The organism is Curtobacterium sp. BH-2-1-1, from assembly GCF_001806325.1.
Taxonomy (GTDB): domain Bacteria; phylum Actinomycetota; class Actinomycetes; order Actinomycetales; family Microbacteriaceae; genus Curtobacterium.
Map to the genome: position 1 here is coordinate 3,354,490 of NZ_CP017580.1, position 19,079 is coordinate 3,373,568.

Below are 19,079 nucleotides of genomic sequence, written 5' to 3' on the forward strand. Positions count from 1 at the left end.
ACCCGTGCCTCCCGTCCGACGGTCCCCGGCTCAGCCGAGCAGGTGCGCCGCGCCGCGGACCGCGTCGAGCGCGGCGCGGACGCTCGGCACCCGGTCCGCGCCCCGTGCCACCACCACTTCGACGCGCCGCGCGAGCTCGTCGCTCGCCGGCGTGACCGAGACGCCGGGCGGCACCACGGTGGTCGTGAGCGCGAGGCGGGGGAGCAGGGCCACACCGAGGCCCGCCGCGACCAACCCGACGACCGCCGCGGCGTTGTCCGTCTCGAGGACGATGTCCGGGGTGAAGCCGGAGGCGGCGCACGACGCGAGCAGGTGCCCTCGGCACCGCGGGCACCCGCCGATCCAGCGCGCCTCGCGGAAGGCGGCGAGGTCCGCGACCGCGGCGGTACCGCGCGCGGACCCGCTCAGCGCCGGGGCAGGCGTCACGAGGACGAGCGGGTCGCGACCGAGCACCCGGGTCGTGAGCGTCGGGTCGGCGCCGACGTCGTCGCCCTGCAACGCGTGCGAGAACGTCAGCGCCACGTCGACCTCGCCGCGGCGGAGGAGCTCGACGGCCTCCGGCGGTTCGGCCTCGATGTACGAGGTCACCACGCCCGGGCTCGTGGCCGACATCGCGGCGAGCACCGGCGGCACGAGGGTCGACGACGCGCTCGGGAACCCGGCGATCCGCACCCGTCCGCGGGCGAGGCCGCCGACGGCGTCGAGGTCCTCCTGCGCTGCCGCGAGGGCTGCCTGCACCGCGAGGGCGTGGTCGGCGAGGACCCGTCCCGACTCGGTGAGCGTGACGCCGCGCGCTCCGCGGAGCACGAGCTCGTGGCCGGTGCGGCGTTCGGCGCGGGCGAGCAGCTGGCTCACCGCGGGCTGGCTGTACCCGAGGGCGGCGGCCGCGCGGCTGATCGAGCCGGCGTCACGGACGGCGCGCAGCACACGGAGGAGTTGGGGATCGAGGTCGTCCACAACGTCATGTTATGGGGGATCGAAGAAGCCTGCCCTGGTGTGATGGGCGGTCCCGCGCCACCGTGGAGGCATGGACTCCTTCGTCGATGGCTCCGGTTACCTGGCGGCCTGCACCGCCGGACTCCCCACGCGCGGCACGCTCGCCGCCATGCGCGCCGACCTCGACGAGTGGGAGCACGCCGCGTCCACGCCGGTCGCGTACGGTGCGCTCGTCGAGGAGGGCCGCTCGCTCTTCGCGCGCATCGTCGGCGTGGATCGGGCCCGGGTCGCCACCGGGTCGCAGACCTCCGCCATGGTCGCGGTCGTCGCCGCTGCGCTGCCGGACGGCGCCGAGGTCGTCGTCCCCGACGGCGACTTCAGTTCGCTCGTGTTCCCGTTCCTCGCCCAGGCGCACCGCGGGATCCGGGTCCGGAGCGTCCCGCTCGCCTCCCTCGCCGACGCGGTGCGGCCCGGGACGTCGCTCGTCGCCTGGTCCGCGGTGCAGTCGTCGAGCGGCGTCGTCACCGGTCCGGGGCCGGTCCTCGAAGCGGCTCGTACCGTCGGCGCGCTCACGCTGTGCGACCTCACGCAGGCCGCCGGCGTGCTCCCGGCGGACGCTGCCCCGTTCGACGTGACCGTCACGCACGCGTACAAGTGGCTGTGCGCGCCGCGCGGGGTCGCCTTCTCGACGTTCTCGGACGCCGCGCTCGAACGGCTCCGCCCCGTGCAGGCCGGGTGGTACGCGGGCGCCGACTTGTGGGCGTCCTGCTACGGCCCCGCGATGCGGCTCGCCGACGACGCGCGTCGGTTCGACGTCTCGCCGGCGTGGCAGGCGTGGCCGGGCGCGGTGGCTGCGCTCCGGCACGTCGCCGCGCTCGATGCGACGTCGTCCTGGAGGCACGCCACGCGTCTCACGGACCGGCTCGCCGACACGCTCGGGTCACCTCGGAGCGGGCAGGCGATCACGACGTTCGCGGACGCCGACGGCGCGGCCCTCCGGGCCCTCGCGGCAGCCGGGATCACCGCGAGCGGGCGGGCCGGTCGGCTCCGGCTGGCGTTCCACCTCTGGAACGACGAGGACGACGTGACGCGCGTGGCGGACGCGCTGGGCGCCGTGGACGGCTTCAGACCGGAGGGGTGAGGCGCGTTCTCCACAGGGACCGCGCCTCCCGTCCGCCGAGGCCCGTGGGGCCGGTACGCTTGCCCGGTACGTTTCCGAACCGGGCACCCAGCTCGGCGACCTCTGGAGCATCCCGTGGCACAGTCCTCCCGTCTCGACAGCGTCATCGCCCTGGCCAAGGGCCGTGGCTTCGTCTTCCAGTCGGGGGAGATCTACGGCGGATCGCGCTCCGCGTGGGACTACGGGCCCCTCGGCGTCGAGCTGAAGGAGAACATCAAGCGGCAGTGGTGGCAGCGGTTCGTCCGCGGCCGCGGTGACATGGTCGGCCTCGACTCGGCCGTGATCCTGCCGCGCAAGGTGTGGGAAGCGTCCGGGCACGTCGCGACGTTCACCGACCCGCTCGTCGAGTGCCTGCACTGCCACCACCGGTTCCGCGAAGACCACCTCATCGAGGCGTTCGTGGCGAAGAAGGACCGGCAGCCCGAGGGTGGCATGGCCGAGATCGCGTGCCCGAACTGCGGCACCCGCGGCCAGTGGACCGAGCCGCGCGAGTTCTCCGGCATGCTCAAGACCTACCTCGGCCCGGTCGAGTCGGAAGAGGGCCTGAACTTCCTCCGCCCCGAGACCGCGCAGGGCATCTTCGTGGACTTCGCGCAGGTCGTGACGACCAGCCGCATGAAGCCCCCGTTCGGCATCGGCCAGGTCGGCAAGGCCTTCCGCAACGAGATCACGCCCGGCAACTTCATCTTCCGGACGCGTGAGTTCGAGCAGATGGAGATCGAGTACTTCGTGCCGCCGGCCTCCGCGCAGGAGCACTACGAGCAGTGGATCGCCGACTCGGTCGCGTTCTTCACCGACCTCGGCATCGACCCGGAGAACCTGCGGCGCTTCGACGTCCCGGACGGGGAACGCGCGCACTACTCCGACGCCACCGCCGACATCGAGTACCGCTTCGGGTTCGCGGGCACCGAGTGGGGCGAGCTCATGGGCGTCGCGAACCGCACGGACTTCGACCTCAACAACCACATCGAGTCCTCCGGCAAGGACCTCCGGTACTTCGACCAGGCCGCGAACGAGAAGTACGTGCCGTACGTCATCGAGCCGTCGTTCGGTCTCACCCGCGCGCTCATGGCGTTCCTGCTCGACGCCTACCACGAGGACGAGGCGCCGAACGCGAAGGGCGGCGTCGACAAGCGCACGGTCCTGCGGCTCGACCCGCGGCTCGCTCCGGTCAAGGCCGCCGTCCTGCCGCTGTCCCGCAACGAGCAGCTGTCGCCGGTGGCGCGTGGCCTCGCGGACGACCTGCGCAGGTACTGGAACGTGGACTTCGACGACGCGGGGGCGATCGGGCGTCGCTACCGTCGCCACGACGAGATCGGCACGCCGTTCTGCATCACGGTGGACTTCGACACGCTCGAGGACAAGGCCGTGACGGTGCGCGAGCGCGACACGATGTCGCAGGAGCGGGTGGCGCTCGACCAGCTGCAGGGGTACCTCGCGGCGCGGTTGCTCGGCGCGTAGGCGCGGTGCGGCCGCGTCGGCGCCGCTTCGCGCGTCGGCGCGGCCGTTCGCACAACCAAAGGCACCCCGAACCACGCTGATGCGCGGCGCGGGGTGCTTTTGGTTGTGCGCCGCGCCCGCCGCGCCCGGCAGCGCGGGAATGCGGCTGCGGCGGCCCCGGTTGCGACCAGCATGAACGACTCTGTGAAGGTCGATGTCTGGTCGGACATCGCCTGCCCCTGGTGCTACATCGGCAAGCGGAAGTTCGAGGCCGGCGTCGCCGCCTTCGCCTCGACCCCGAACGGCGCCCCGGTCGAGGTCGAGTACCACTCCTTCGAGCTCAGCCCCGACACCCCCGTGGACTTCGAGGGCACCGAGGCCGAGTTCCTCTCCGGCCACAAGGGCATGCCCGTCGAGCAGGCGCAGCAGATGCTCGACCAGGTCTCCGGCATCGCCGCGAGCGTGGGCCTCGACTACGACTTCGAGTCGATGCACCACACCAACACGGTGAAGGCGCACCAGGTCATCCACCTGGCGAAGGAACAGGGCAAGCAGCTCGAGATGGTTGAGCGCCTCTTCGCCGCCTACTTCGAGCGCGGTGAGCACGTCGGGCAGGACGAGTCGCTGGCGTCCCTCGCGGCCGAGGTCGGCCTCGACCCGGACGAGGTACGCGCCACGCTCCGCGACGACTCGCAGCTCGCGGCCGTCCGCGCCGACCAGGCGCAGGCGCAGTCGTACGGCATCAACGGCGTCCCGTTCTTCGTCATCGACGGCAAGTACGGCGTCTCCGGCGCGCAGGACCCGGCTGCGTTCGAGCAGGTGCTGACGCAGGTCGTCGCCCTCCGCGGGACGACCCCGTCGGACGTCGCCGAGGCCGAGCAGCGGTCCGCCGAGGACGCGGCAGCAGACGCGGAGGCGACCCGATGACGGACGTCCGCGTCGACGGCTCGGCCGAGCCGCGCCTCCAGTCCGACGGCCAGGAGGCGCGACCCGCCCTGCTCACGCTCGTCGCGCCCGGCGGTGCGCCGGTGTGCGAGGGCGACTCGTGCTTCGTGCCCGGCGCCGAGGGCGTCTGGACCGAGGTCCCCGACTGAGCGGGTGCTAGCGGACGGGCTCCTCGTCGGTGATGTCGGCGACCGTCGCGCCGTAGGCCGCGACCAGGTCGTCGGCGTCGACGAAGGCGCTCGCGCCGTGCCGACCGGCGCCGAGGGCGACCCGGCGTCCGACGATCCGCTCGTCGGCGTAGACCGGCAGGTCGCCCGTCGCACCGATGGGCGTGATGGTGCCGCGTTCGTAGCCCGAGGCCTCGAGCGCGGTGGCGGCGTCGGGCATCGAGAGCTTGTTGACGCCGACGACGGTGCGGAGCTTCTTCCAGGCGATGGCACGGCCACCGGGCACGAGGGCGAGCAGGAAGCCGCCGTCGTGCCGCTTCACGACGAGGGTCTTCACGATGTCGCCGGGCTCGATGCCGAGCAGTGCGGCTGCCCCGTGCAGGGAGTCCGCGGCGGGTCGTTCGACCACGTCGACCCGGAGCCCCCGGGCCCGTGCGTCGGCGTCGAACCTGGTGATGGCGTCGGTCGTCATGTGGAGAACGCTACCGGCGCGCACCGACGTGGGAGGATGGGAGACGTATGACGATCACTGACGCACCCGGGACGGCGACCCGTCCGGCGAAGCCCCTGCGCATCGGCCCCATCGAGGTCGACGTGCCGGTCGTGCTCGCGCCGATGGCGGGCATCACGAACATGGCCTACCGCCGGCTCTGCCGCGAGTACGGCGCCGGCTTGTACGTGTGCGAGATGATCACCTCGCGCGCGCTCGTCGAACGGACCCCCGTGTCGATGCAGCTCATCCAGCACCACGAGTCCGAGACCCCGCGGTCGATCCAGCTGTACGGCGTCGAGCCGAACACGGTGGCCGAGGCGGCGACGATCCTCGTGGGCGAGGACCGCGCCGACCACATCGACCTCAACTTCGGGTGCCCCGTGCCGAAGGTCACGCGCAAGGGCGGGGGAGCGGCCCTGCCCTGGAAGCTCGACCTCTTCAAGGAACTCGTCACGAAGACCGTCCGTGCCGCCGGGGACGTCCCCGTCACCGTGAAGATGCGCAAGGGCATCGACGGCGACCACCTCACGTACCTCGACGCCGCCCGCATCGCGCGGGACGCCGGCGTCGCGGCCGTCTCCCTGCACGCCCGCACCGCCAACGAGCACTACTCGGGCCACGCGGACTGGTCGGCGATCGCGACGCTGAAGGAGACCATCACCGACATCCCGGTGCTCGGCAACGGCGACATCTGGTCCGCTGCCGACGCGCTGCGCATGGTCGACGAGACCGGGGCGGACGGCGTCGTCGTCGGGCGCGGGTGCCTCGGTCGGCCGTGGCTGTTCGGCGACCTCGCGGCGGCGTTCCGCGGCGAGGGGTTGCGGTACATGCCGTCCCTCGGCGAGGTGGCGGTGGCGTTCAAGCGGCACGCCGAACTGCTCGTCGAGTTCTTCGGCAGCGAGGAGCACGGCTGCCGCGACGTCCGGAAGCACGTCGCCTGGTACTTCAAGGGGTACCCGATCGGCGGCGACGTCCGGTCCGGGCTCGCGATGGCGTCCAGCCTGCAGGAGATCGACGACCTGCTCGGGCAGCTCGACCACGACGCTCCCTACCCCGGTGCCGACGCCGAAGGGCCCCGAGGTCGTGCGGGCCACCCGAAGCGCACCGCGCTGCCCGACCGCTGGCTCGAGTCGCGCGACGTCGACAGCGAGTTCCGCAAGGTCCTCGCCGCCGCCGAGCTGCACCACAGCGGCGGATGAGCGCCACGAGTTCGTACGGGCCGGCCGACGCCGAACGCTGGCTGCCCGAGACCCACGGCAACCGTCGGTCGGACTTCGCCCGTGACCGCGCCCGGCTCCTGCACTCGAGCGCGCTGCGACGGCTCGCCGCGAAGACCCAGGTGCTCAGTCCGACGACCGGGCTCGACTTCGCCCGGAACCGCCTGACGCACTCGCTCGAGGTCGCCCAGGTCGGCCGCGAGCTCGCCGACTCGCTCGGTCTCGACCCCGACGTCGTGGACACCGCCTGCCTCGCGCACGACATCGGGCACCCGCCGTTCGGCCACAACGGCGAGACGGCCGTGAACGCGTGGGCGGCGGGCATCGGCGGGTTCGAGGGGAACGCGCAGACGCTGCGGCTCCTCACCCGGCTCGAGCCGAAGGTGTACGGCGCCGAGCCCGAGCACCACCGTCCGTACGGGCTGAACCTCACGCGGGCATCGCTCGACGCCAGCTGCAAGTACCCGTGGCCGGCGGCCCAGGGCGTGTCCGAGGCGTCGTCCGGCCGCACCAAGTTCGGCTTCTACGACGACGACCACGACGCGTTCGAGTGGCTCCGTGCCGGTGCTCCCCGTCGGCAGCGCTGCATCGAGGCGCAGGTCATGGACCTGTCGGACGACATCGCGTACTCGGTGCACGACTTCGAGGACGCCGTCGTCGCGGGGTTCATCGACGTCGCTGCCCTGGGCGACCGTGTCGGCGAGAACGACATCGTGTCGGCCATGCACGCCTGGGTCGGCTCGGACCTCAGCCGCGACGAGCTGCTCGAGGCGTTCGACCGGCTCCGCTCGTTGCCGCTGTGGATGACCTCCTACGACGGGTCGCGACGAGACCTGGCGCGGCTGAAGAACCTCACCTCGCAGCTGATCGGTCGGTTCGCGCGGACGGCGACCGCGGCGACGCGGGAGTCCTACGCCTCGGGCTCCCTCGTGCGCTTCGCGGCGTCGGTCGTGACCCCGCCCGAGATCATCGGCGAGATCGCCGTGCTGAAGGGCATCGTCGCGGCGTTCGTGATGACGCAGGGCGATCGGCAGCCCGTGTACGAGGACCAGCGGCGCATCCTGACCGAGCTCCTCGACGCCCTGGCGGCGAGCGGCAGCGCCGACCTCGAGCCGGGCTTCGCGGCGGACTGGCGTGCTGCGTCCGACGACGCCGGGCGGTTGCGGGCCGTGGTCGACCAGGTGGCGAGCCTGACCGACCAGGGTGCGCTGGCGTGGCACAAGCGGCTCGTGGTGGGGGACCGCGAGACGGTGCACATCCCGGTCTGACGGTCGCGCGCAGGCCACGTGCGCCGCGCCCTGGATGCGACCCGCGGCGGGGCGGCGCCGGCGGGGCGGGGCCGAGCCGTGCCTCCTGGCCGCTGTCCACAGGTCTCGTGACGGTCGGCCGACGTCGGTCGCACGAACTAGGATAGAGGGGTGGCTGGGAGGATCGCGCGGAACGACATCGACGAGGTCCGCTCGCGTGTCAACATCGCCGACGTCGTCGGCGACTACGTGACCCTGAAGTCCGCCGGGGTGGGCTCGTTGAAGGGCCTCTGCCCCTTCCACGACGAACGCTCCCCGTCGTTCCACGTCCGTCCCCAGGTCGGGCGGTACCACTGCTTCGGCTGCGGCGAGGACGGCGACGTCTTCGACTTCGTCATCAAGCAGGACCACACGACCTTCCAGGAAGCCGTCGAGCGGATGGCCGCGAAGATCGGCTTCACGCTCCACTACGAAGAGGGCGACGGCCCCCGCACCGACTACAACGCCCGTGCGCGGCTCATCGCCGCGAACGAGGCGGCGCAGCAGTTCTACACCGCGCAGCTCACGACGGCGGCGGCCGAGCCGGCCCGGCAGTTCCTCGGTGAGCGCGGGTTCGACCCCGCGGCGGCGCAGCACTTCGGCGTCGGCTTCGCCCCGAAGTCGTACGACGCACTGCGGGACCACCTGCGCGGTCGTGGGTTCTCGCTCGAGGAGATCGTCTCCGCCGGACTCGTCAGCCAGGGCGATCGGTCGCCGTACGACCGGTTCCGCGGGCGCCTCATGTGGCCGATCCGCGACGTCACCGGGGCGACGATCGGCTTCGGTGCGCGGCGGCTGCTCGAGGACGACAAGGGCCCCAAGTACCTCAACACGCCCGAGACCCCGATCTACCACAAGAGCCAGGTGCTCTACGGGCTCGACCTCGCCCGGCGGGACATCTCGAAGCAGAAGCAGGTCGTGATCGTCGAGGGGTACACGGACGTCATGGCGTGCCACCTCGCCGGCATCACCACCGCGGTCGCCACCTGTGGCACGTCGTTCGGCGTCGACCACATAAAGGTGCTCCGGCCGATGCTCGGCGACTCGGCCAGCCGCGACCTCTCGCAGCTCGGCAACATCGTCTTCACGTTCGACCCGGACGAGGCCGGGCAGCGCGCTGCCTCACGGGCGTTCGCGGAAGAGAGCCGCTTCGCCTCGCAGACCTACGTCGCGGTCGCGCCGGGAGGGCTCGACCCGTGCGACCTCCGGCTGGCGCGGGGTGATGCCGCGGTCACGCGCCTCATCGAGACGAAGCGCCCGATGTTCGAGTTCATCATCCGTCGCCGACTCGCCGCGCACGACATCGAGACGGCCGAGGGGCGCGTCGCCGGCCTCCGCGACGCCGCACCGGTCGTCGCGGGCATCCGCGACCGGACGCTCGCGACGGCGTACACGCGCGAGACGGCCAAGTGGCTCGGCCTCGACATCCCCGAAGTGCGTCGCGCGGTCGAGAACGCCCGGCAGCGCGCCGGTGCGTCGACGACCGACCACCGCTCAGGAGGCACGGCTCCAGCCACGCACGCCGGCTCCGGTGGCGAGGCGGTCGCCGTTCCGGACGAGCCCGTGGCCGGGCTCCGACTCCTGCCGAGCGACCCGATCACCCGCATGGAGCGCGACGCCGTGATGGCGATGGTGCAGCAGCCCGGGCACGTCGGGGCGCCGCTCCTCGGGTTGGCGGCGGCCGCGACCTTCTCGGCGCCGATGCTGTCCGTCGTGCGGGACGCCGTCGTGGCGAACGTCGACGCGATCGGCGCGGGGGACTGGCTCGAACGGTTGCTGCAGGACGTGCCGGGGCCGTTCCGCGGCCTCGTGCAGGAGCTCGCGCTCGCACCGATCCCGGCCCGCACCGACGAAGACCTGGCCATCTACGCGCGGAGCATCGTCGTCGCGCTGGTGGAGCGGGACCTGCTCGCGCGGAAGGCATCGCTGCTCGGGCAGTTGCAGCGGGCGGATCCGAACGAGCAGGCCGATCGGCGGGCGGAGATCCAGCGGCAGCTCGTGGACATCGACGCGCAGCGGATGCGGTTGCGCGCGGACGCCGAGGCAGCGGCGAACTCGTAGGCGGGTCGCGGCGCCCACCTGGCTGCCGCGCGGTCGGGCGCCCGTGGTCGCCCGTGGTCGCCCGCGCGGGGTCGCTCGCGCGGGGTTGTTCGCCCGGGGTCGCTCGCCGAGGTCCCACGACACGCCGCGTGCGTGTCGCCGAGGTCGCGCGAACGGCCGGTCGGTAGCGCTCGGAGCGGCACTTCGTGCGACCTCGGGCCAGGGCCAGCCACGCGCGCGAGGTGGGCCCGCGCGCGGTGGACGTGACCGGAGCGTCACCGGGGGATGCGGTGCGGACTGGTGCCGCGCCTCCAGGGTGGCGAGGTCGCACGACACGCCGCCGGGCCGCCGCCGAGGTCCCACGAACGGCCGTCCGGGCGGCCCGGGAGCGGCGCTTGGTGCGACCTCGCTGCTGCCGGCCGGCGCCGTCGCAGGCCGGGATGCCGAGCGGGCGGGACGCGCCGCGTGCGGCTCGGCGAGCGGGCGGAACATGCCGCATGCCGGGCGTGAGGGGTGTGCATTTCGCCCGCTCGCGACCCGGCGAACCCGGCGAACCCGGCGAACCCGCCGAGCCGCCGAACCGCCGCCGGCGACCTCGAGCGGGCAGAATGCGCCGGATGCCGGGCGCGAGCGGTGCGGACATCGCCCGCTCGCGCGCCGGGGCGCCGGCGCCGGCCGGGGCCGGCAGAGCCCCGCGTTGCATCACGCAACAATCCTGCGCGACGCGCCGCTCGGACACGCACGGATGATGCAACACGCGACGCGACCGTGCATTACAGCGGTGTAAACAAATCTCCCTCGGTTCGTGCAGTTCCGTGACAGGGTGATAGCAATGAGCGTTCCTGGCCGGGCACACAGTCGATCCACCTCCGGCCCAGGACCCTTGCATTCATCACCAAGAGAGGCATCGGACATGGCATCCGTGACCAAGTGGGGCAAGCGCGGCATCGCGCTTGGCGCCGGAGTGGCAGCGACGGCGCTGGTGCTCAGCGGCTGCGCGAGCAGCAGCGTGAGCGACACCGCCCTGAACGGCATCAGCATCGGGACGACCGACAAGATCACGTCGCTCGACCCGGCGGGCTCGTACGACAACGGCTCGTTCGCCGTGCAGAACCAGGTCTTCCCGTTCCTGATGAACACGCCGGTGGGCAGCCCCGACGTCAAGCCGGACATCGCGACCAAGGGCGAGTTCACGAACGACACCACGTACACGGTGACGCTCAAGAAGGGCCTGAAGTTCGCGAACGGGAACGACCTCACGTCGAGCGACGTGAAGTTCTCGTTCGAGCGCGAGCTGAAGATCAACAACGAGAACGGGCCGCAGTCCCTGCTCGCCAACCTCAAGAGCATCGACACGCCGGACGACACGACGGTCGTGTTCCACCTCGACCACGCCGACCAGACCTGGCCGCAGGTGCTCTCCAGCCCCGCCGGCCCGATCGTCGACGAGCAGGTCTTCTCGGCCGACAAGCTCACGTCGGCTGCGGACATCGTCAAGGGCAAGGCGTTCGCCGGGCAGTACTCGATCAGCTCCTACAAGGAGAACGACACGATCCAGTACAAGGCGAACAAGAACTACGACGGCCTCCTGGGCAAGCCGAAGACCGACGAGGTCACGGCGAGCTACTACACCAAGGAGACCGACCTCAAGCTCGCCGTGCAGCAGGGCGACGTCGACGTCGCCTACCGCTCGCTGACGCCGACCGACATCGCCGACCTCCGCAAGGACGACAAGGTGAAGGTCACCGACGGCCCCGGCGGTGAGATCCGGTACCTGGTCTTCAACTTCAACACGCAGCCGTTCGGCGCGAAGCAGTCGGACGCCGACGAGACGAAGGCCCTGGCCGTGCGCCAGGCCGTGGCGGACGTCGTCGACCGCGAGAAGCTCGCCAAGGACGTCTACAACGACACCTACTCGCCGCTCTACTCGATGGTGCCGGACGGCCTCACCGGTGCCGCGAAGCCCTTCGAGGAGCTCTACGGCGACGGCGACGGCGGCGCGGACGTCGACAAGGCGAAGGAGACCCTGTCGAAGGCGGGCGTCACCGGCAAGGTGCAGCTCGACATCCAGTACGCACCGGACCACTACGGTTCGACGTCGGACGACGAGTACGCCGAGCTCAAGACCCAGCTCGAGAACTCCGGCCTGTTCACCGTGAACATCCAGTCGACGGTCTACACGACCTACGCACAGGAGCGCACGAAGGACGCCTACCCGGTGTACCAGCTCGGCTGGTTCCCGGACTTCTCGGACGCCGACAACTACCTGTCGCCGTTCTTCACGAAGGACAACTTCGTGCAGAACCACTACGACGACCCGACGATCCAGCAGCTCATCTCCGAGGAGCAGCAGGAGTCCGACAAGGACAAGCGCGCCGACCTCATCGAGCAGGCGCAGGAGCGTGAGGCGACGCAGATCTCGACGCTGCCGCTGCTGCAGGGCAAGTCGGTCGCCGTCGCGGCCAAGGACGTCAAGGGCCTGACCCTCGACTCCTCGTACAAGTTCCGGTACGCGACCCTCTCCAAGTAAGCCCGGTTCCGGTCCACGGGGGCGCTCTCACGAGGAGCGCCCCCGTGACCGCGTCCCCCACGGCACCGAAAGGCACCCGTCCCCGTGACCCTCAGCACCCCAGAGGCGAGCTCGGAACTGGCCACCGACCCCACCAAGCCCGAGGCACAGCGCAGTGCCAAGAGCAGCGGCGGCGGACTCGGCCGGTACGTCCTCGTCCGGTTCCTCCTCATCTTCCCGACCGTCTTCATCCTGGTGACGCTCGTGTTCTTCCTGATGCGCGTCATCGGGAACCCGATCACCGCATCGGTCGGCGGCCGACTCACGCCGTCCCAGCTGCAGGAACGCCTGCACGCCGCGGGCTACGACCGCCCGGTCTTCGTCCAGTACATCGAGTACCTCGGCAACATCGTCCGCGGCGACTTCGGCACGACGGCCACCGACAACCGGCCGATCACCGAGATCATCGTCACGTACGGCGGCGCGACCGCCGAGCTCGTCTTCTACGCGCTCATCGTCGCGCTGCTGCTCGGCATCCCGCTCGGCATGCTCGCCGCGTACATGCGCGACAAGTGGCCGGACGTCCTGTTCCGCGCGCTCGCGATCCTCACCTACGCGACGCCGGTGTTCTTCGGCGGCCTGCTGCTCAAGCTCGTCTTCTCGGTGTGGCTCGGCTGGCTCCCGCTCGGCGACCGCGCGTCCACGCGGGTGTCGCTCGTCCTCGACAACATCCAGGGCGCGACGGGCATCTACCTCATCGACGCCCTGCGCACCGGCAACGCCCAGATCATCGGGGACGTGCTGGCGCACGCCGTCCTGCCGGCACTGACCCTGGGGCTCCTCACCGCCGGCATCTTCCTGCGCCTGGTGCGCGCGAACATGATCGGGACGCTCGGTTCCGAGTACGTCGACGCGGCCCGCTCGCGCGGCGTTCGGGAGGCGCGGCTCGTCCGCACGCACGCGTTCCGTCCCGCCCTCGTGCCGATCATCACGGTGATGGGACTCCAGATCGCCATGCTCCTGGGCGGTTCCGTCCTCACCGAGACCACCTTCGGGTGGCGCGGGCTCGGCTTCGAGCTCAACCAGTACCTGTCGGCCCGCGACTTCGTCGCGGTCCAGGGCATCGTCGCGATGCTCGCGGTGATCGTCGCGGTGACGAACTTCATCGTGGACGTCGTCGCGGCCCTCATCGACCCGAGAGTGAGGTTCTAGAGATGGCTGACACCTCCCTCGTCGACCGCCACGAGCCGCTCTGGAAGCGGCTGCCCGTCGTGCTGCAGCTCCGTCGGAGCACGGGCTGGCAGCGCGCCATGCTCATCACCGGCGTGGTCATCTGCGCGCTGTACCTCCTCGTCGCGATCGCCGCGCCGCTCATCGCTCCGTACGGCTTCGGCCAGCTGCAGGGCGCCGACGGCCAGAGCTTCCCGCGCACCGGTGCACCGAGCGCCACGCACATCTGGGGCACGACCGTCGGCGGCTTCGACGTCTTCAGCCGCGTCGTCTACGGCGCCCGGACCGCGGTGCTCGTGGTCATCGTGGCCGTCGTCGTGTCGATCATCATCGGCGTCCTGCTCGGCATGGTCTCCGGTTACATCGGCGGCTGGCTCGACCGGATCCTCGTCGTCGTGGCGGACGCGATCTACGCGTTCCCCTCGCTGCTCCTCGCCATCGTGGTGTCGATCGTCATCTCGGGCGGCAACTCGAGCTACTCGGGCGGCATCATCGCCGCGGCGATCTCGATCACGGTCGTGTACGTCCCGCAGTACTTCCGGGTCGTCCGCGCCGAGGCCGTGCGGCTCAAGAACGAGGCGTTCGTCGAGTCCGCGCGGGTGATGGGCACGAACCCGTGGCGCATCATGACCCGGCACGTGCTGCGGAACTCGACGCGCTCCCTCCCGCTGATCCTCACGCTGAACGCGAGCGACGCGATCCTGACGCTCGCGGGCCTCGGGTTCCTGGGCTTCGGCATCGGCCCGACCAGCGGCGCGGAGTGGGGCTACGACCTCAGCCGTGCGCTGTCCGACGTCGCGAGCGGCGTCTGGTGGACCGGCGTCTTCCCGGGTGTCGCGATCGTGGTGCTCGTCCTCGGCGTGACGTTCATCGGCGAGAGCCTCAACGACATCTCCGACCCGCGTCTGCGTGCGCGACGCCGGCTCAAGCAGCTGGTGTCCCGCAAGCAGACGGCCAGCACGGAAGGGGCGACCGCATGACGGACGCGACCAACCAGTCCCGCGCCTCCACGCGCCTCCAGGCCGGCGACACCACGACGGAACCGGTCGTCGTCGTCGACGACCTGACCGTCACCTTCGCGACCGACGGCGGTGCCGTCGACGCGGTCAAGGGCGTCAGCATCGACGTCCGCCCCGGCGAGGTCCTCGCCCTCGTCGGCGAGTCCGGCTCGGGCAAGTCCGTCACGGCGCGGAGCATCCTGCGCCTCATGCCGGAGACGGCGACGCTCGGCGGTGCGGTGTTCCTCGACGGCACGGACGTCGTGACGGTCGGTGCGCAGAAGCTCCGGAGCCTGCGTGGCACCGCCGGCGCGATGGTGTTCCAGGAGCCCTCCACGGCGCTGAACCCGGTCTTCACGGTCGGGTGGCAGATCGCCGAGGGGCTCCGGGCCCACGGCGGCGTCTCCGCGAAGGAGGCCCGCGCGAAGGCGATCGACTACCTCCGCCGCGTCGGCATCCCCGATCCCGAGACCCGGGTCGACCACTACCCGCACCAGTTCTCCGGCGGTCAGAAGCAGCGCGTCGTCATCGCGAGCGCGCTCGCCCTCGAACCGTCGGTGATCATCGCCGACGAGCCGACCACCGCCCTCGACGTGACGGTCCAGGCGGAGATCCTCGACCTGCTCCGCCGGTGCCGCGACGAGTTCGGCGCGGCGATCGTCATCATCACGCACAACATGGGCGTCGTCGCCGACCTGGCCGACCGCGTCGCTGTGATGTACCAGGGCGAGGTCGTCGAAGAGGCCCCGGTCGCCGAGCTGTTCGCGGCGCCGCAGGCCGACTACACGAAGCGCCTGCTCGCCGCCGTGCCGCGGCTCGAGGCCTCCACCGGGGTCGCCCGCCGTGCGGCGATCAGTGACGACGTCGAGCCGCTCGTCCGCGCACGCGGGCTCGAGATCGAGTACCCGGGCCGGCTCGGGTCGCACGCGTTCAAGGCGGTCAAGGGTGTCGACCTCGACATCCGTCCCGGCGAGGTCCTCGGCCTCGTGGGGGAGTCCGGCTCCGGCAAGACGACCATCGGCCGCGCGATCGCCGGGTTGACGAAGATCACCGGCGGGTCGCTCCAGGTGCTCGGCACCGAGATGCTCGGGTACCGCGAACGCGACTTCAAGCGGCACCGCAAGGACATCGGGTTCGTCTTCCAGGACCCGGCGACCTCGTTCAACCCGCTGCTCACGATCTCGGAGTGCGTTGCCGAACCGCTCGTCGTGCACGGCGAGGTGTCGAGCCCGCGTGCCGCCCGGAAGCGTGTCGGCGAACTGCTCGAGGCCGTGCAGCTCCCGGCGGCCTACGGCGACCGGTACCCGCACGAGCTGTCCGGCGGCCAGCGGCAGCGTGCGTCGCTCGCGCGGTCGCTCGCGCTCCGGCCGAAGCTCCTCATCGCCGACGAGCCGACGAGTGCGCTCGACGTGTCCGTCCAGGCGCGCGTGCTCGAGCTGTTCCTCGAGCTGCAGCAGGACCTCGGGTTCGCGTCGCTGTTCATCAGCCACGACCTCGCCGTGGTCGGCGCGCTCTCCGACCGGATCGCCGTGCTCTACCGCGGCGACCTGGTCGAGACGGGCACCACGGCCGAGGTCCTCGGCTCGCCGCAGCACCCGTACACGCAGCGTCTCCTGGCGTCACTCCCGGTGCCGGATCCGGCGGAACAGGCGGAGCGACGGCGTACGCTGGTTGAACTGGAGAACGCCGGGTCCTGACCCGACGCGACCATCCCCGGAGGCGCGGCTGACGTCGACGACGCACGCCGCGCCTCCTGGGCGGTCACCTCCACCGCAACACGCACGACGGTCGGTGCAGCCCGGTCCGTCGCGAACCGCCGCCAGGGGGCGGCGTGGAAGGGGACCCATGATCGCGGTCAACGGACCGGCGGTCGTCGCGGACGACGTGTCGATCGAGTACCGGAGCGGACGGGGGACGGATGCGATCCGGGCCGTCGACGGCGTGAGCCTCACGGTCCGTCAGGGGGAGATCCTGGCCGTGCTCGGCGAGTCCGGGTCCGGCAAGTCGACGTTCGCCGCGGCGATCGCCGGCCAGCTCGGCACCACCGGCGAGGGCGACGGCGCCCACCGTCGGCACATCGTCGGGGGCGAACTCACGGTGCTCGGGCAGAAGACGCGCGGGCTCCGACCGACGTCCCGCAAGCTCGAGCGGCTCAGCGGCCGCATCGGCTACCTGCCGCAGGACGGCGCGGACCGGCTCAGCCCGGACCTCACCGTCGGCGAGGCGATCGCGGAACCGATCTACGCCCGTGACCGCCGGTTCGACCGCAAGGAGGCCGGCCTCATCGTCGCCCGCCTGGTCGACGCGGTGCACCTGCCGCTCGGGGTGATGCGGCTCAACACGTGGGAGCTCTCGAGCGGGCAGCGGCAGCGCGTCGCCCTCGCGAAGGCGCTCGTGCTCGAGCCCCAGCTGCTCGTCGCCGACGAACCCGCCCGCGGCGTGGACGTGCTCGTGCGGCAGTCGGTGCTCGAGGCGCTGGCGACCCTGCAGCGGAACCGGCAGTTCTCGGCGGTCGTGGTGTCGAGCGACCTGCGCGAGGCCCGGGCACTGGCCGACCGGGTGGCGATCATGGCCGAGAGCCGGCTCGTCGGCCTCGGCACCTTCGACGAGGTCCTCGACAACCCCGTCGACCCCTACGTCAAGACGCTCGCGTCGACGGCGGCCCGTCCGGTGAAGCGTCGGCAGCCGGCGTCGGCCGCACCCCGTCGGTCCTCGGCGCCGCGTCGGCCGGTCGCCGCCGGCACCGGTCCGCGCGCGGAGCGGCAGGAGAACGCATGAGCGCGGGTGCGTCGTCGGGTACGTCTTCGTCGTCGGGCGCGCGCGGGCACCGGGCCGTGGTGACCGACGCGGGTGCCGAGCTGCCGGTCGCCCCGCCGACCGCCGGCCCGATCGCGATCCTGCCCGCCGGGGACGGCACCGCCCTCCACGAGGACGCCGTCGCCGCAGCCGGTGGGACCGTCGCTCCGCTCGGGGCGGACACCGCCGGACTGGTGTGGCTCGACCCTCGCGATCCCGCGGGACTCGCCGACGCGCTCGACGCCGCACCGTCCATCGGCTGGGTCCAGCTGCCGTTCGCCGGCGTCGACGCCTTCGCCTCGCTGATCGCCGAGCACGGGGACCGTGTGCTGTTCACCTCGGCCAAGGGCGCGTACGCCGAACCCGTCGCCGAGCACGCCCTCGCGCTGACGCTCGGGACGCTACGGGTGCTGCAGAAGCGTGCCCGGGCGCGGTCGTGGGCGACCGAGCCCGAGGGTGTCTCGCTCTACGGCCGGAACGTGGTCGTCATCGGCGCCGGTGGCATCGCGCTGGAGTACATCCGCCTGCTCGCGCCGTTCGAGGTCTCGGTCACCGTGGTGCGCCGGTCGTCCTCGCCGGTTCCCGGGGCGGACCGGACCGTCACGACCGACCAGCTCGACGACGTCCTGCCCGATGCCGACGTGGTCATGATCGCCGCGGCGATGACCTCGGGGACCGCGAAGCTGTTCGGGCCCGCGCAGTTCGCGATCATGAAGCCGTCGGCACGGCTCGTGAACATCGCGCGTGGGGGACTGGTCGACACCTCCGCGCTCGTGGACGCCCTGCGCAGCGGTGCGATCGCGGCGGCCGGACTCGACGTCACCGACCCGGAGCCGTTGCCGGACGGACACCCGCTCTGGGACGAGCCGGGCGCGATCATCACGCCGCACCAGGCCGACACGCCGGAGATGGTGGCGCCGCTGCTGGCCGAGCGCGTGCGGGTGAACACCGTGGCGTTCCTCGGCGCGGCAGGCGAGGGCTTCGTCGGCGTGGTGGACCCGGTCGCGGGGTACTGAGCGCGGCACGCCCGGGATGCGTGGCGGATGCGCGGGGTCTGTCCCGGGTGCTGCTATGCTGTTACCCGTTGTTCGCACGACATTCGCCAGCGGACAGTGATCCTCGATAGCTCAATTGGCAGAGCAGCCGGCTGTTAACCGGCAGGTTGTTGGTTCGAGTCCAACTCGGGGAGCAGCACGGCCCTCACCTTCGGGTGGGGGCCTTTTGCGTGGCGTCGGAGCTCGCAGCGGACGCATGGCCGGAAGCTGTTAGCGTTCACAGGTGATCACCGTGCGCCGAGCCCTCGCCGCGGGCGTCGTCGCGGCCGCGGCGATCGGCCTCGTGGGGTGCACGACCGGCGCGGAGTCCGAGCCGGGCGACTCGCTCGACACCACCGCCACCTCGGGCGTCGCGGTGTCCGGCACGGCACCGATCGTCTTCGCGTTCGTCTGCGACGTGGGGACGTCGGACCGCTCCGAGACGTACACGACCTACTCCGCCGTGTGGGACGACGAGCGCACCGACTGCCGGGCGCAGCGGATCACCGGCACCGAGATGTCGACGCAGCAGCGCTCCGCGGTCGACGCTGCCGAGGGGGACGCCACGCTCGAGGAACTCGCGACCACCTGCGCGGTGCGGGGGACCGGGCCGTGGGCAGCCTCCGTCGACTCGTCGGCCGAGGCGCACGTCGCGGCCGGTCTGCTCGAGTACTGCCCGGGGCATCCGGAGACCGAGCACCTGCGGGACGCGATCGCTGCCTGGCGGGGGTGAGCCGCGCCTCCTGGGCTCTGCAGATCAGCGCCGGGCCGACGCGGTCGGCCGTCGACCGGACCCGGGCAGACGGGA

Annotated in this window: 16 protein-coding genes, 1 tRNA gene and 1 pseudogene; 16 read left to right on the top strand and 2 right to left on the bottom strand. The window is 71.8% G+C overall.

Annotation, left to right across the window (positions count from 1 at the left end; translation table 11 throughout):
- Positions 1 to 30: 30 nt before the first annotated feature.
- Positions 31 to 957, bottom strand: coding sequence for a LysR family transcriptional regulator (locus BJK06_RS15890; protein WP_070418702.1), 927 nt, complete (start codon positions 955 to 957; stop codon positions 31 to 33).
- Between the two features lie 70 nt (positions 958 to 1,027).
- On the opposite strand from BJK06_RS15890, the gene BJK06_RS15895 reads away from it, so the two are divergent.
- The 4 genes from BJK06_RS15895 to BJK06_RS18725 all read left to right on the top strand — a co-directional run bounded on the left by BJK06_RS15895 (position 1,028) and on the right by BJK06_RS18725 (position 4,650).
- A complete protein-coding gene (locus BJK06_RS15895) occupies positions 1,028 to 2,077 on the top strand; it encodes an aminotransferase class V-fold PLP-dependent enzyme (protein ID WP_070418703.1) in 1,050 nt (349 codons plus the stop codon).
- A 114-nt stretch (positions 2,078 to 2,191) separates the two neighbouring features.
- A complete protein-coding gene (locus BJK06_RS15900) occupies positions 2,192 to 3,577 on the top strand; it encodes a glycine--tRNA ligase (RefSeq protein ID WP_070418704.1) in 1,386 nt (461 codons plus the stop codon).
- Between the two features lie 171 nt (positions 3,578 to 3,748).
- A complete protein-coding gene (locus BJK06_RS15905) occupies positions 3,749 to 4,483 on the top strand; it encodes a DsbA family protein (RefSeq protein WP_070418705.1) in 735 nt (244 codons plus the stop codon).
- The gene (locus BJK06_RS18725) at positions 4,480 to 4,650 is read left to right on the top strand and encodes a hypothetical protein (protein ID WP_156794891.1); all 171 of its coding nucleotides are present in this window, start codon (positions 4,480 to 4,482) and stop codon (positions 4,648 to 4,650) included. The genes BJK06_RS15905 and BJK06_RS18725 overlap by 4 nt, the downstream gene beginning before the upstream one ends.
- A gap of 7 nt (positions 4,651 to 4,657) precedes the next feature.
- On the opposite strand, the gene BJK06_RS15910 is transcribed toward BJK06_RS18725, so the two are convergent.
- Positions 4,658 to 5,140 carry an aminoacyl-tRNA deacylase gene (locus BJK06_RS15910; RefSeq protein WP_070418706.1) on the bottom strand — a complete coding sequence of 161 codons (483 nt, stop codon included), beginning with the start codon at positions 5,138 to 5,140 and terminating at the stop codon, positions 4,658 to 4,660.
- 47 nt (positions 5,141 to 5,187) lie between these two features.
- Between BJK06_RS15910 and dusB the strand changes: the two genes are divergently transcribed.
- The 12 genes and pseudogenes from dusB (at position 5,188) to BJK06_RS15965 (ending at position 19,004) form a co-directional block, all read left to right on the top strand.
- Positions 5,188 to 6,360, top strand: coding sequence for a tRNA dihydrouridine synthase DusB (gene dusB / locus BJK06_RS15915; RefSeq protein WP_070418707.1), 1,173 nt, complete (start codon positions 5,188 to 5,190; stop codon positions 6,358 to 6,360).
- Positions 6,357 to 7,646 carry a deoxyguanosinetriphosphate triphosphohydrolase gene (locus tag BJK06_RS15920; protein ID WP_070418708.1) on the top strand — a complete coding sequence of 430 codons (1,290 nt, stop codon included), beginning with the start codon at positions 6,357 to 6,359 and terminating at the stop codon, positions 7,644 to 7,646. The genes dusB and BJK06_RS15920 overlap by 4 nt, the downstream gene beginning before the upstream one ends.
- Before the next feature lie 150 nt (positions 7,647 to 7,796).
- Positions 7,797 to 9,725 carry a DNA primase gene (gene dnaG / locus BJK06_RS15925; RefSeq protein WP_070418709.1) on the top strand — a complete coding sequence of 643 codons (1,929 nt, stop codon included), beginning with the start codon at positions 7,797 to 7,799 and terminating at the stop codon, positions 9,723 to 9,725.
- Positions 9,726 to 10,617: 892 nt separating this feature from the next.
- Positions 10,618 to 12,234, top strand: a complete 1,617-nt coding sequence (locus tag BJK06_RS15930; protein ID WP_070418710.1) for an ABC transporter substrate-binding protein — start codon at positions 10,618 to 10,620, stop codon at positions 12,232 to 12,234.
- Between the two features lie 243 nt (positions 12,235 to 12,477).
- A pseudogene (locus BJK06_RS19180) lies at positions 12,478 to 12,576 on the top strand (hypothetical protein); the annotation flags it as partial.
- 183 nt (positions 12,577 to 12,759) lie between these two features.
- Complete coding sequence (locus BJK06_RS19185; protein ID WP_374115159.1) at positions 12,760 to 13,425, top strand: ABC transporter permease; 666 nt, start codon at positions 12,760 to 12,762, stop codon at positions 13,423 to 13,425.
- A 2-nt stretch (positions 13,426 to 13,427) separates the two neighbouring features.
- On the top strand, positions 13,428 to 14,423 hold the full coding sequence (locus tag BJK06_RS15940) for an ABC transporter permease (protein WP_070418711.1): 996 nt from the start codon (positions 13,428 to 13,430) through the stop codon (positions 14,421 to 14,423).
- Positions 14,420 to 16,138: an ABC transporter ATP-binding protein gene (locus BJK06_RS15945; protein ID WP_258027652.1), complete on the top strand. Its 1,719-nt coding sequence runs from the start codon at positions 14,420 to 14,422 to the stop codon at positions 16,136 to 16,138. Before BJK06_RS15940 ends, BJK06_RS15945 begins: the two co-directional genes overlap by 4 nt.
- Positions 16,139 to 16,286: 148 nt before the next feature.
- Positions 16,287 to 17,219, top strand: a complete 933-nt coding sequence (locus tag BJK06_RS15950) for an ATP-binding cassette domain-containing protein (RefSeq protein WP_070418712.1) — start codon at positions 16,287 to 16,289, stop codon at positions 17,217 to 17,219.
- On the top strand, positions 17,216 to 18,253 hold the full coding sequence (locus tag BJK06_RS15955) for a D-isomer specific 2-hydroxyacid dehydrogenase family protein (RefSeq protein WP_083295324.1): 1,038 nt from the start codon (positions 17,216 to 17,218) through the stop codon (positions 18,251 to 18,253). The genes BJK06_RS15950 and BJK06_RS15955 overlap by 4 nt, the downstream gene beginning before the upstream one ends.
- 100 nt (positions 18,254 to 18,353) lie before the next feature.
- Positions 18,354 to 18,426 (top strand) — tRNA-Asn (locus BJK06_RS15960).
- Positions 18,427 to 18,515: 89 nt separating this feature from the next.
- Complete coding sequence (locus BJK06_RS15965; protein WP_070418713.1) at positions 18,516 to 19,004, top strand: hypothetical protein; 489 nt, start codon at positions 18,516 to 18,518, stop codon at positions 19,002 to 19,004.
- Positions 19,005 to 19,079 lie beyond the last annotated feature (75 nt).